Genomic DNA, 13149 nt, shown 5'->3' with positions numbered 1-13149 from the left:
CTCTACGATCGTGGGCACCATGAGTGAGAACGACACGGCGAGCCCCCTCGACCCGGATGCACTGAAGGCCGCGGTGGAGGCCGCCCGCACGGCGTTCGACGAGGCGGGCGACCTCGACGCGCTGGCCGCGGCGAAGCCCGCGCACCTCGGCGACCGCGCCCCGATCCCGATGGCCCGCCGGTCGCTGGGGCAGCTGCCCGGCCCCGAGCGCGCCGACGCCGGCAAGCGGGTCAACGCCGCCCGCGTGGAGGCCCAGGCCGCCTTCGACGCGCGCCGCGAGGTCCTGCTCGTCGAGCGCGACGCCCGGGTGCTGGCCGAGGAGGCCGTCGACGTCACGCTGCCCTGGGACCGTCGCCCGCGCGGCGCGCGCCACCCCATCACGCAGCTGTCCGAGCGGATCGCCGACATCTTCGTCGGGATGGGCTGGGAGGTCGCCGAGGGTCCCGAGGTCGAGGCGTCGTGGCTGAACTTCGACGCGCTCAACTTCGGCAAGGACCACCCGGCCCGCACCATGCAGGACACCTTCTACCTGGGTGACCCCGAGCGCGGGCAGGACTCGGGCACGGTGCTGCGCACGCACACCTCGCCGGTGCAGGTCCGGTCGCTGCTGGAGCGCGAGCTGCCGGTCTACGTGGCCTGCCCCGGCCGGACCTTCCGCACCGACGAGCTCGACGCCACCCACACCCCGGTGTTCCACCAGGTCGAGGGCCTCGCCGTCGACCGCGGGCTGACCATGGCCCACCTCAAGGGGACGCTCGACGCGTTCGCCCGCGCGGTGTTCGGCCCGGAGGCCGGTACCCGGATGCGGCCGTCGTACTTCCCGTTCACCGAGCCCTCGGCCGAGGTGGACCTGTGGTTCCCGCAGAAGAAGGGCGGCCCCGGCTGGGTCGAGTGGGGCGGCTGCGGCATGGTCAACCCCAACGTCCTGCGCGCCTGCGGCGTCGACACCGACGTCTACTCCGGTTTCGCGTTCGGCATGGGCATCGAGCGGACCCTGATGTTCCGCAACGGCATCCCGGACATGCGGGACATGGTCGAGGGCGACGTGCGCTTCTCGACCGCGTTCGGCGTCTGACCCGGCCCACCCCGCTTCCACACGAGGAGTTCTGAGCAGTGCGAGTGTCCGCGTCCTGGCTCGCCCGGCACATCGACCCGGCGGCGCTGCCCGCCGGTCCCGAGGCGATCGGCGACGCCTTCGTCCGCGTCGGGCTGGAGGTCGAGGAGATCCACCCGGCCCCCGCGGTCACCGGGCCGGTCACGGTCGCCCGGGTCGAGGAGATCGAGGAGCTCACCGAGTTCAAGAAGCCGATCCGGTACTGCCGGGTGGGCTTCGAGGGGCAGCGCCACCGCTACGTGGTGTGCGGCGCCCGGAACTTCGCGGTCGGCGACCTCGTCGTCGTCACCGAGCCGGGTGCGGTGCTGCCCGGTGACTTCGCGATCGCCCAGCGCACGACCTACGGCAAGGTCTCCGACGGCATGATCGCCTCGGCGAAGGAGCTCGGCCTCGGCGCCGAGAGCGGCGGCATCCTCGTGCTGCCGCCCGGCACCGCCGAGCCCGGCGACGACGCCCTCGACGTCCTCGGCCTGTCCGAGCCCGTCGTCGAGCTCGCCGTCACCCCGGACCGGGGTTACTGCTTCGCCGTCCGCGGTCTCGCCCGCGAGCTCGCGACCTCGCTCGACGCCGACTACACCGACCCGGTCACCCGGGTCGCCGTCCCGGACACCACCGGCGACGCGTGGCCGGTGCGGCTCGCCGACGCCGACGCCTGCCCCCGGTTCGTCGCCCGCCGGGTGGACGGCGTCGACCCGGCCGCTCCCAGCCCCTGGTGGATGCAGCGCGCGCTGCTCTCGGCCGGGATGCGGCCGATCTCGCTGATCGTCGACGTCACCAACTTCGTGATGCTCGACCTCGGCCAGCCGCTGCACGCCTACGACGCGACCCGCCTGACCGGTGCCATCGAGGTCCGCCGCGCGACGACGGGGGAGAAGCTGCAGACCCTCGACGGCCACACCCGTGCGCTGGACACCGACGACCTGCTCATCACCGACGACTCCGGCCCGATCGGGCTCGCCGGTGTCATGGGCGGCGCGTCCACCGAGATCCCCGCGCCGGAGGACCTCGCGGACGGAGCCCGGGTCGACGTGCTGCTGGAGGCCGCGCACTTCTCCCCGCCGGTGATCGCGCGCGCCGCGCGCCGGCACAAGCTGCCCAGCGAGGCGTCCAAGCGGTTCGAGCGGGTCGTGGACCCGGCGCTGCCGCCGGTCGCGGCCGAGCGCGCCGCGCAGCTGCTCGTCGAGCTCGGCGGCGGGACCCTCGCCGACGGCCGCACCGACGAGGGCGGGGTCCCCGCCGTCGCGAGCGTGCGGATGCCGCTGTCGATGCCCGACCGCGTCGCCGGCGTCGACTACCCGCGCGGGGCCACCGTGCGCCGCCTGACCCAGGTCGGCTGCGCCGTCGCGCTGGACACCGGTGCCGGTGGCGAGGGGGTCGTCGTCGCGACCCCGCCGACCTGGCGCCCGGACCTCACCATGGCGGCCGACCTGGTGGAGGAGGTGCTGCGCCTGGAGGGCTACGATGCCATCCCCTCGGTGCTGCCCACCGCCCCGGCCGGACGCGGCCTGTCCGCCGCCCAGCAGCGCCGCCGTGCGGTGTCCCGCGCGCTGGCCGAGGCCGGCCACGTCGAGGTGCTGCCGTTCCCGTTCGTCTCCGACACCGTCTGGGACGACCTGGGCCTGCCCGCCGACGACGAGCGCCGCCGCACCGTCGCCGTCACCAACCCGCTCGACGCCGAGCGGTCCCGGCTCACGACGACCCTGCTCCCCGGCCTGCTGGACATGCTGGTGCGCAACCGTTCCCGTGGCGCCGAGGACCTCGCGCTGTACGCGATCGCGCAGGTCGTGCAGCCGGGGGAGACCACCCCCGCGATGCCCGACCCGGCCGTCACCGGCCGCCCGTCCGACGCCGAGTACGCCGCCCTGCGCGCCGCGCTGCCCGACCAGCCCGTGCACGTCGGGGTCGTCCTCGCCGGGAACCGCGAGCCGCGCGGCTGGTGGGGCAAGGGTCGTCCCGCGGCCTGGGAGGACGCGGTCGAGGCGGCCCGGCTGACCGGTGCCGCCGCAGGGGTGGAGCTGCGGGCGCGCCGCGCCGAGCGGGCGCCGTGGCACCCGGGCCGGTGCGCGGAGCTCGTCGTCGCGGGCACCGACACCGTCGTCGGGTACGCCGGGGAGCTGCACCCCAAGGTCGTCGAGGCGCTGGGGCTGCCGGCCCGCACCGCCGCGGCCGAGATCGACCTCGACGCGGTCCCGCTGCGGGAGAACCTGCCCGTGCCGCGGGTGTCGGCGTTCCCGCCGGTCGCGGTGGACGTCGCGCTGGTCGCCGACGAGGCGGTCCCGGCCGCGGACCTCGCCGACGCGCTCACCGCGGGTGCGGGGGAGCTGCTGGAGTCGGTGCGTCTGTTCGACGTCTACACCGGCGACCAGGTCGGACAGGGCCGCCGCTCGCTGGCGTTCTCGCTGCGGCTGCGCGCCGCGGACCGCACGCTGACCAGCGAGGAGGCGAACGCCGCGCGGGACGCGGCGGTCGCCGAGGCCACGGCCCGGCACGGAGCCGCGCTGCGCTGACCCCCGGCCAGTGGCGGGCCCGCGCCGGGCCCGGCCTGCTCAGCGCGGGGCCGCCGCGACGGCGGCCACCGCGGCGGCCCGCCACTGGTCGCGGGACGGCGTCCGTCCCGCGACCGCCACCGTCACGAGGTACCGGGCGGTGGCCAGCTGCAGGGTCGGCCCGGCGACGGTGTCGAGCACCGCCGCGGAGGTCCCCGCCGGGAGGCCGGTCACCGTGCTGCCGTGCCGTGCGCCGGCGACGTAGCCGGCGGGCGTGCCCCGGTTCGTCGTGTACACGTTCACCGACACCGTCACGCCGTCGGCGAGCGCGAAACAGGCCCGGGTGCGGGTGCCGTCGGTGCGGGTGACCACGGCGTTCGTCGCGGGCGCGACCGGCGGGCCGCCCAGCAGCCCGGTCAGCGCGGCGTGGTCGAGCAGGCACTCGTCGGCCACGACGTCCGAGGTCAGCGGGGCCGGGGCGGCCGGTGCGGTGGGCCGGGCCGTGGCGCGCGCCGTTCCCGGGGCGGGCCGGGCCCGCCCGTCCGGGACGCGGGACGCACCGTCCCCGACCGGCACCGGCGGCACCGTGCGCGCCGCACCGGCCCCGCCGTCGGGGGGACCGGACGGGACCGGCGTTCCGGACGAGGGCGGCACCGGGACGGGCGGGACCGTCGTGGTCGGGCGGCCGTCGGTGGTCGGGGCGGCGAGCGGCCCGCTCGACAGCGGCCCGGGCACCGTGAACGACGTCGGCGGCCGTCGCGTGGGCTCCACCGGTGCCGCCCCGGACGACGGCAGCGCGGGCCCCTGGCCGGTCGGCCACGGCGTCCCCGACACGGTCGACGCGCACCCGCCGAGCAGCCCCGCGAGCACCGCCGCGACCGCCGCCGTGACGGCCACCGACCGTCCCCGTGCGGGCGCGCCCGCGCCCGGCCCCACCCCGCGTGTCACCCGTCGCCGCACCCGCGGGAAACTAGGCGTCGCACGCAGCCGCCGGGCCCGGTTCCGCACCGCCCGGTCGCGATCGTGAATCCCGATTGCATGGCTTTCCGGGGACGTGCATACTCATCCACGTGGTACGCATCGCAGTGGCGGGAGCCAGTGGCTACGCCGGGGGAGAGCTCCTCCGGCTGCTGCTCGCACATCCCGAGGTGGAGATCGGCGCCCTCACGGCCGGCGGGAACGCGGGGACGCGTCTGGGCGAGCACCAGCCGCACCTGACCCCGCTCGCGGACCGCGTCCTGGGCGAGAGCACGGCGGAGAACCTCGCCGGACACGACGCGGTGTTCCTCGCACTGCCGCACGGCAAGTCCGCCGAGCTGGCGGCGCAGCTGGGGCCGGACACGCTCGTCGTGGACTGCGGGGCGGACCACCGCCTCACCGACCCGGCCGCCTGGGACCGCTGGTACGGCGGCGAGCACGCCGGGCACTGGCCCTACGGGCTGCCCGAGCTGCCCGGCGCCCGGGCCGCGCTGACCGGCACCCGTCGCGTCGCGGTGCCGGGCTGCTATCCGACCGGCACCAGCCTCGCGCTGGTCCCGGCCCTGGTCGCCGGCCTTGTCGCCCCCGAGGTCGTGATCACCGCGGTCACCGGCACCTCCGGCGCGGGCAAGTCGCTCAAGCCGCACCTGCTGGGCGCGGAGGTCATGGGGTCGCTGTCGGCGTACGGCGTCGGCGGCGTGCACCGGCACACCCCGGAGATCGCGCAGAACCTGTCCACCGCGCTCGGCTCGCCCGTGTCGGTGAGCTTCACCCCGGTGCTCGCGCCGCTGCCGCGCGGCATCCTCGCCTCCTGCTCGGCCCCGCTGATCGACCCGGCGACCGACGCCGAGGCGGTCCGGGCGGTCTACGAGAAGGCCTACGCCGACGAGCCGTTCGTGCGGCTGCTGCCCGAGGGCCAGTGGCCCACCACGGCGCAGACCCTCGGCTCCAACATGGTCGCGCTGCAGGTCACCGTCGACGTCGACGCCGCCCGGCTGGTCGTCGTCTCCGCGATCGACAACCTCACCAAGGGCACCGCGGGCGGCGCCGTCCAGTGCATGAACCTGGCCATCGGTCTGCCCGAGACCACCGGCCTGCCGACGACGGGAGTGGCGCCGTGAGCGTGACCGCAGCCCAGGGCTTCCGGGCCGCCGGGATCGCCGCCGGGATCAAGAAGTCCGGCAAGGCCGACCTGGCGCTCGTCGTCAACGACGGCCCGCGCACCGAGGCCGCCGGGGTCTTCACCCGCAACAAGGTCAAGGCCGCCCCCGTCCTGTGGTCCCAGCAGGTGCTGACCACCGGCTCGCTGCGCGCGGTCGTCCTCAGCTCCGGCGGGGCGAACGCCTGCACCGGCGCCGAGGGCTTCCAGGTCGCGCACGCCACCGCGGAGCAGGTCGCCGAGGTGGTCGGCTGCGGCGCGATCGACGTCGCCGTGTGCTCCACCGGCCTGATCGGTGAGCAGCTCCCGCGGGAGACCGTGCTCGCCGGGGTCCGGTCGGCCGCCGCGGAGCTGGCGTCCGGGCCCGAGGCCGGGTCCGCCGTCGCCGCCGCGATCATGACGACCGACACCGTCCCGAAGGAGTCCGCGGTCACCGACCCGGCGGGCTGGACCGTCGGGGGCACCACCAAGGGCGCCGGGATGATCGCCCCGTCGATGGCGACCATGCTCAGCGTGCTCACCACCGACGCCGTCCTCGACCGGGCGACGCTCGACGCCGCGCTGCGCGAGGCGGTCCGCTACAGCTTCGACCGGCTCGACGTCGACGGCTCGATGTCCACCAACGACACCGTGCTGGTGCTGGCCTCCGGCGCGTCCGGCGTCGAGGCCGACCCGGCGGTGTTCACCGCCGCGCTCACCCGCGTGTGCCGCGACCTCGCCGAGCAGATGCAGGCCGACGCCGAGGGCGTCACCAAGCGGATCACCGTGCGGGTCACCGGTGCCGCCTCCGAGGACGATGCGGTCACCGTCGCCCGCACGATCGCCCGCGACTCCCTGGTCAAGACCGCGATGTTCGGGTCCGACCCCAACTGGGGCCGGGTCGCCGCCTCCGCCGGGTACGCCGACGCCGAGATCGACCCCGAGCGCCTCGACGTCACGATCAACGGCGTGCTGCTGTGCAAGGGCGCCGTCGTCGCCGGGGACCGGGCCGACTGCGACCTGTCCGGGAAGGACGTGCTGATCGAGGTCGAGCTGGGCCTGTCCGGCGGGGCCGAGGGGCACACCGCCGAGATCCGGACCACCGACCTGTCGCACGCCTACGTGGAGGAGAACAGTGCCTACTCCTCCTGAGCCGGTCGCCCCGGACGCGCTGCCGCAGCCGCAGATCGCGCCGTCCCCGGAGACCCCGGCCCGGCTGAAGCGGGCGGGGGAGAAGGCCGGCGTGCTCGCCGAGGCGCTGCCCTGGCTGCAGCGCTTCCACGGCCGGATCGTCGTCGTCAAGTACGGCGGCAACGCCATGATCGACGAGGAGCTGAAGCAGGCCTTCGCCCGGGACATGGTGTTCCTGCGGCTCGCGGGCATTCACCCGGTCGTCGTGCACGGCGGCGGGCCGCAGATCTCGGCGATGCTGAAGCGGCTCGGCATGCCCGGCGAGTTCCGCGGAGGCCTGCGCGTCACCACCCCGGAGACGATGGAGATCGTCCGGATGGTGCTGTTCGGCCAGGTCGGGCGCGAGCTCGTCGGGCTGATCAACGCCCACGGGCCGCTCGCCGTCGGTCTGTCCGGGGAGGACGCGGGCCTGTTCACGGCCGAGAAGCGCACCGCGCTGGTCGGCGGCGAGCCCGTCGACATCGGCCTGGTCGGTGACGTCACGAAGGTCAACCCGGACGCGGTGCTGGACATCATCGCCGCGGGCCGCATCCCGGTCGTCGCCGGGATCGCGCCGGACGCCGACGGCCAGGTCCACAACATCAACGCCGACAGCGCCGCCGCGGCGCTCGCCGGCGCGCTGGACGCCGCGAAGCTCGTGGTGCTCACCGACGTCGAGGGGCTCTACGCGAACTACCCCGACCCGGAGTCGATCATCACCTCGCTGACCGCGGACCAGCTCGAGCCGATGCTGCCCCGCCTGGAGAGCGGCATGGCCCCGAAGATGGAGGCCTGTCTGCGCGCCGTGCGGTCGGGCGTCGGACAGGCCCACGTGATCGACGGGCGGGTGCCGCACTCGGTCCTGCTCGAGGTGTTCACGCACGAGGGCGTCGGCACCATGGTGCTGCCGGACGCCACAGCTGGGGGAACGACATGACCACGCACGCGCAGCGGTGGCAGGCCGCACTGATGAACAACTACGGCACCCCGCCGCTGACCCTGGTCCGCGGCGAGGGCGCCCAGGTGTGGGACGCGCAGGGGCGCCGCTTTCTCGACCTCTACTCCGGGATCGCGGTCAACGCGCTCGGCCACGCGCACCCGGCCGTCGTCGAGGCGGTGTCCGAGCAGGTCCGCACCCTGGGCCACACCTCGAACTTCTTCATCACCGAGCCCGCGCTGCAGCTCGCCGAGCGGCTGCAGGCCCTGCTCGGCCGCGAGGACGCCCGCACCCTGCTCTGCAACTCCGGCACCGAGGCCAACGAGGCCGCCTTCAAGATCGCCCGCCGGACCGGGCGGCCGGAGATCATCGCCTGCGAGGGCGCGTTCCACGGCCGCACGATGGGCGCGCTCGCGCTGACCGGGCAGCCCGCCAAGCGGGCCCCGTTCGAGCCGATGCCCGCCGGGGTCACCCACATCCCGTTCGGTGACGTCGCCGCACTCGACGCCGCCGTCACCGAGCGGACCGCCGCGGTGTTCCTGGAGCCGATCCTCGGCGAGGCCGGCGTGATCGTGCCGCCCGAGGGGTACCTGGCCGAGGCCCGGCGGATCACCGCCGAGCGCGGCGCACTGCTCGTCCTCGACGAGGTGCAGACCGGGATCGGCCGCACCGGGTACTGGTTCGCCCACCAGGCGCACGACATCGTCCCCGACGTCGTCACCCTGGCCAAGGGCCTCGGCGGCGGACTCCCGATCGGGGCCTGCATCGGGTTCGGCGACGCCGCAGCCCTGCTCGAGCCCGGCCAGCACGGCACCACCTTCGGCGGCAACCCGGTGTCGTGCGCCGCGGCGCTCGCCGTCCTCGACACGGTCGCGGCCGAGGGGCTGCTCGGCCACGTCGACCGGCTCGGCAAGGAGATCCGCAGCCGGATCGAGGGTCTCGGCCACCCCCTGGTCGGCGACGTCTCCGGCGCCGGCCTGCACATCGGCATCGGTCTGACCGCGCCGGTCGCCGCGCAGGCCGCCGCGGCCGCCCGCGACGCCGGGATCCTGGTCAACAACGCCACCCCGGACCGGCTCCGGCTGGCCCCGGCCCTGACCCTGACCGACGGCGAGGCGGAGGAGTTCCTGACGGCCTTCCCGGCGGTCCTCGACGCCGCCGCGGCCCAGCACGAGGGGCAGGGGAACTGATGGTCCGCCACCTGCTCCGCGACGACGACCTGTCCCCGGCCGAGCAGGCCGAGGTCCTCGACCTCGCCGACCGGCTCAAGACCGACCCGTTCGCCGAGCGCCCGCTGGCCGGGCCGCGCGCGGTGGGGGTCGTGTTCGACAAGTCCTCCACCCGCACCCGGGTGTCCTTCGAGGCCGGGATCACCCAGCTCGGCGGCACCGCGATCATCCTCGACGGCACCACCAGCCAGCTCGGGCGCGGCGAGACCATCTCCGACACCGCCCGGGTGCTGTCGCGCTACGTCGACGCGGTCGTGTGGCGCACCAGCGGCCAGGAGCGGATCGAGGAGATGGCGGCCGCGGCGACCGTTCCGGTGGTCAACGCGCTGACCGACATGTTCCACCCGTGCCAGATCCTGGCGGACCTGCAGACCGTGCGGGAGCGGTTCGGCCGCCTCGCCGGGCTCACCCTGACCTACCTGGGCGACGGCGCGAACAACATCGCGCACTCGCTGCTGCTCGGCGGGGCCACCGCCGGGCTGCACGTGCGGATCGCCGCGCCCGCCGGGTTCACCCCCGACGACGACGTGCTGCGCGACGCGAAGGTCCGCGCCGAGCAGACCGGGGGCTCGGTCGCGCTCGTCGCGGACCCGCTCGCCGCCGTCGAGGGCGCCCAGGTCGTCGTCACCGACACCTGGACCTCGATGGGCCAGGAGGAGGACGGGCTGGACCGGGTCGCGCCGTTCCGGCCGTACCAGGTCAACGCCGCCCTGCTGGAGCGCGCCGCACCCGACGCGATCGTGCTGCACTGCCTGCCGGCCCACCGGGGCGACGAGATCACCGACGAGGTCCTCGACGGCGCCGCCAGCGCCGTCTGGGACGAGGCCGAGAACCGGTTGCACGCGCAGAAGGCGCTGCTCACGTGGCTCCTGCGGCATGGGTGAGGGGGACCGCGACCGCAGGAACCCGGTGAGCCGGGCCAGCCGGCAGGCGGCCGTCATCGACGTGGTCTGGAACTACGAGCTGAGCAGCCAGGTGGAGATCATCGGGCTGCTCCACGAGCGGCACGGCATCGAGACGACCCAGGCCACGCTCTCGCGTGACCTGGACGAGCTGGGCGCGGTGAAGCTCCGCGGCGCGGACGGCGGGCAGCCCGTCTACCGCATCCCCGAGGACGGCAGCCCCGTGCGCGGGGTCGAGGGCGGCACCGGGCGGCTCGCCCGGTTGCTGGGGGAGCTGCTCGTGTCCGCCGACGCGGGTGGGAACCTGGCGGTCCTGCGGACCCCGCCGGGCGCGGCGCACTACCTCGCGAGCGCACTCGACCGGGCCGCACTGCACGACGTCGTCGGCACCATCGCCGGCGACGACACGGTCATCGTCGTCGCCCGCGAGCCCCTCACCGGGGCGGAGCTGGCCGAACGGCTGCAGGACCTGCCCCGGAGGGCCCACGCGGCCGCCGGGACGCACGACGAACGAGAAGGAGACCCGACATGACCGACGCGGACCCCCGAGAGGGCGCGGCCGCCGGTGGCGGAGCGCTGTGGGGTGGCCGGTTCGCGTCCGGTCCGGCCGACGCGCTCGCGGCGCTGTCGAAGTCCACCCACTTCGACTGGGCACTGGCCCCCTACGACATCCGCGGCTCGAAGGCGCACGCCCGGGTCCTGCACCGCGCCGGTCTGCTGACCGACGAGGAGCTGTCGGGGATGCACAAGGCACTCGACGAGCTCGCCGCCGACGTCGCCTCCGGGGCGTTCGGCCCCGACCCGGGCGACGAGGACGTGCACACCGCACTGGAGCGCGGCCTCATCGAGCGGGCCGGCGCCGACCTGGGCGGCAAGCTGCGGGCCGGTCGCTCGCGCAACGACCAGGTCGCCACCCAGTTCCGGATGTGGCTGCGCGACGCCACGCGACGGGTCGGCTCCGGCGTGCTCGACGTCGTCGACGCCCTCGTCGCCCAGGCGCAGGCCCACCCCGGCGCGCCGATGCCCGGCCGCACCCACCTGCAGCACGCCCAGCCGGTGCTGCTCGGCCACCAGCTGGCCGCGCACGCCCAGGCCCTGCTGCGCGACGTCGACCGGCTCGCCGACTGGGACCGGCGCAGCGCCTGGTCGCCCTACGGCTCCGGCGCGCTCGCCGGGTCCTCGCTCGGGCTCGACCCGGAGGCCGTCGCCGCCGAGCTCGGCTTCACCGGGTCCTCGGCCAACTCGATCGACGGGACCGCCTCGCGGGACTTCGCCGCCGAGGCCGCGTTCGTCCTCGCGATGATCGGGGTCGACCTGTCGCGGCTGTCGGAGGAGATCATCCTCTGGGCGACGGCCGAGTTCGGCTACGTCACCCTCGACGACGCGTTCTCCACCGGCAGCTCGATCATGCCGCAGAAGAAGAACCCCGACGTCGCCGAGCTGGCCCGCGGCAAGTCCGGCCGGCTCGTCGGCAACCTCGCCGGGCTCATGACCACCCTCAAGGGGCTCCCGCTGGCCTACAACCGGGACCTGCAGGAGGACAAGGAGCCGCTGTTCGACTCGGTCGCGCAGCTGGAGCTCCTGCTCCCCGCGGTCGCCGGGATGGTGGCCACCCTGACCTTCCACACCGGGCGGCTCGCCGAGCTGGCCCCGGCCGGGTTCACCCTCGCCACCGACGTCGCCGAGTGGCTCGTCCGGCAGGGCGTCTCGTTCCGGGTGGCGCACGAGGCCGCGGGCGGCTGCGTCCGTGCCGCCGAGGCCCGCGGCGTCGGGCTGGAGGACCTGACCGACGCCGAGCTGGCCGCCGTGCACCCGGCACTCGACCCGAGTGTCCGCGACGTACTGACCGTGGAAGGCTCCATCGCGTCGCGGAACGCGCGCGGTGGGACGGCCGGCGACCGGGTCGCCGAGCAGCTCACCGACCTGCGTACCGCGGTCGCAGCAGCGCGAGAGTTCACCGGAGGAACCGCATGACCGACCCTGCCGCAGCCTACGAGGAGCTCAAGGCCGCCGGCCTGAAGCTCGACCTGACGCGGGGCAAGCCGTCCGCGCAGCAGCTGGACCTGTCCCACGAGCTGCTCGGCCTGCCGGGCGCGGGACAGTTCCGCGCGGCCGACGGCACCGACACCCGCAACTACGGCGGCGGCCAGGGGCTGCCCGAGCTGCGGGAGATCTTCGCGCCGTCGCTGCAGGTCCCGGTCGGGCAGCTGGTGGCGTCGAACAACTCCAGCCTGGAGCTGATGCACGACACGCTCGTGCACGCGCTGCTGACCGCGCTGCCCGGCGCCCCGACCCGCTGGGTCGACGCCGGTCGGGTCGCGTTCATCGCGCCGGTCCCCGGCTACGACCGCCACTACGGCGTGTGCGAGCGGCTCGGGATCGACCTGGTCACCGTCCCGATGACGGCGGACGGCCCCGACATGGACGAGGTCGAGCGGCTCGTCGCGGACGACCCGTCGATCAAGGGCATCTGGTGCGTGCCGAAGTACTCCAACCCCGACGGCGTCGTCTACTCCGACGAGACCGTGCGGCGGCTGGCCGCGATGCCGACCGCCGCCCCGGACTTCCGGATCATGTGGGACAACGCCTACGCGGTGCACCACCTCACGACCGACGAGATCGAGATCGCCGACGTGCTGGCGCTCGCGGCCGAGGCGGGCAACCCGGACCGGCCGTTCGTCTTCGGGTCGACCTCGAAGATCACCCTCGCCGGTTCGGGCGTCGCGTTCTTCGGCGCCTCGCAGGCCAACGTCGACTGGTGGCTGAAGCTGGCGTCGAAGAAGACGATCGGCCCGGACAAGGTCAACCACCTGCGCCACGCCCTGTTCCTGAAGGACGCCGCCGGGCTGCGCGCGCACATGGCCGCGCACCGCGAGCTCATCGCGCCGAAGTTCGCCGCGGTCGACCGGCTGCTGACCGACGCCTTCGCCGACGTCGACGGCGTGTCCTGGACCGAGCCCAAGGGCGGCTACTTCGTCAGCCTGACCGTCCCGGACGGTCTCGCCTCGGAGATCGTGCGGCTCGCCAAGGAGGCCGGCATCGTGCTGACCCCGGCCGGTGCGACGCACCCCTACGGCAAGGACCCGCAGGACGCGACCATCCGTCTCGCCCCGACCCTGCCCCCGCTCGACGAGATCGAGCGGGCCATGGCCGGTGTCGTGACCTGCGTGCAGCTGGCGCTCGCGCGCCGCTGAC

The 13149-nt window shown here is 75.0% G+C and carries 11 protein-coding genes; 10 read left to right on the top strand and 1 reads right to left on the bottom strand.

All coding sequences use genetic code 11. The features are described from left to right. Window positions 1–19 precede the first annotated feature (19 nt). Both pheS and pheT read left to right on the top strand, forming a co-directional pair. On the top strand, window positions 20–1075 hold the full coding sequence (gene pheS, locus KPL60_RS08640; protein ID WP_226356502.1) for a phenylalanine--tRNA ligase subunit alpha: 1056 nt from the start codon (window positions 20–22) through the stop codon (window positions 1073–1075). Between the two features lie 38 nt (window positions 1076–1113). Further along, window positions 1114–3621, top strand: a complete 2508-nt coding sequence (pheT, locus tag KPL60_RS08635) for a phenylalanine--tRNA ligase subunit beta (RefSeq protein WP_226365487.1) — start codon at window positions 1114–1116, stop codon at window positions 3619–3621. A gap of 39 nt (window positions 3622–3660) precedes the next feature. Here pheT and KPL60_RS08630 read toward each other — a convergent pair whose 3' ends face one another. Then, complete coding sequence (locus tag KPL60_RS08630; RefSeq protein WP_226365486.1) at window positions 3661–4497, bottom strand: hypothetical protein; 837 nt, start codon at window positions 4495–4497, stop codon at window positions 3661–3663. A 167-nt stretch (window positions 4498–4664) separates the two neighbouring features. Between KPL60_RS08630 and argC the strand changes: the two genes are divergently transcribed. The 8 genes from argC to KPL60_RS08590 are packed head-to-tail and all read left to right on the top strand — an operon-like array spanning window position 4665 to window position 13148. Beyond that, window positions 4665–5699 carry an N-acetyl-gamma-glutamyl-phosphate reductase gene (gene argC, locus KPL60_RS08625; RefSeq protein ID WP_226356723.1) on the top strand — a complete coding sequence of 345 codons (1035 nt, stop codon included), beginning with the start codon at window positions 4665–4667 and terminating at the stop codon, window positions 5697–5699. Next, window positions 5696–6868 carry a bifunctional glutamate N-acetyltransferase/amino-acid acetyltransferase ArgJ gene (gene argJ, locus KPL60_RS08620; RefSeq protein ID WP_226365485.1) on the top strand — a complete coding sequence of 391 codons (1173 nt, stop codon included), beginning with the start codon at window positions 5696–5698 and terminating at the stop codon, window positions 6866–6868. Before argC ends, argJ begins: the two co-directional genes overlap by 4 nt. A gap of 34 nt (window positions 6869–6902) precedes the next feature. After that, the gene (gene argB, locus KPL60_RS08615) at window positions 6903–7823 is read left to right on the top strand and encodes an acetylglutamate kinase (protein WP_224387912.1); all 921 of its coding nucleotides are present in this window, start codon (window positions 6903–6905) and stop codon (window positions 7821–7823) included. Next, window positions 7820–9013, top strand: a complete 1194-nt coding sequence (locus KPL60_RS08610; RefSeq protein ID WP_226365484.1) for an acetylornithine transaminase — start codon at window positions 7820–7822, stop codon at window positions 9011–9013. Before argB ends, KPL60_RS08610 begins: the two co-directional genes overlap by 4 nt. Next, complete coding sequence (argF, locus tag KPL60_RS08605; protein WP_226365483.1) at window positions 9013–9936, top strand: ornithine carbamoyltransferase; 924 nt, start codon at window positions 9013–9015, stop codon at window positions 9934–9936. Before KPL60_RS08610 ends, argF begins: the two co-directional genes overlap by 1 nt. Then, the gene (locus KPL60_RS08600) at window positions 9929–10486 is read left to right on the top strand and encodes an arginine repressor (protein WP_226365482.1); all 558 of its coding nucleotides are present in this window, start codon (window positions 9929–9931) and stop codon (window positions 10484–10486) included. Before argF ends, KPL60_RS08600 begins: the two co-directional genes overlap by 8 nt. Beyond that, window positions 10483–11928: an argininosuccinate lyase gene (gene argH, locus KPL60_RS08595; protein WP_226365481.1), complete on the top strand. Its 1446-nt coding sequence runs from the start codon at window positions 10483–10485 to the stop codon at window positions 11926–11928. Before KPL60_RS08600 ends, argH begins: the two co-directional genes overlap by 4 nt. Then, window positions 11925–13148 carry an aminotransferase class I/II-fold pyridoxal phosphate-dependent enzyme gene (locus KPL60_RS08590; RefSeq protein WP_226365480.1) on the top strand — a complete coding sequence of 408 codons (1224 nt, stop codon included), beginning with the start codon at window positions 11925–11927 and terminating at the stop codon, window positions 13146–13148. Before argH ends, KPL60_RS08590 begins: the two co-directional genes overlap by 4 nt. The last annotated feature ends 1 nt before the right edge of the window (window position 13149 follow it).

Source organism: Pseudonocardia sp. ICBG162 (assembly GCF_020496225.1).
Lineage (GTDB): Bacteria > Actinomycetota > Actinomycetes > Mycobacteriales > Pseudonocardiaceae > Pseudonocardia > Pseudonocardia alni.
This window is presented reverse-complemented; position numbering and strand designations above follow the sequence as displayed.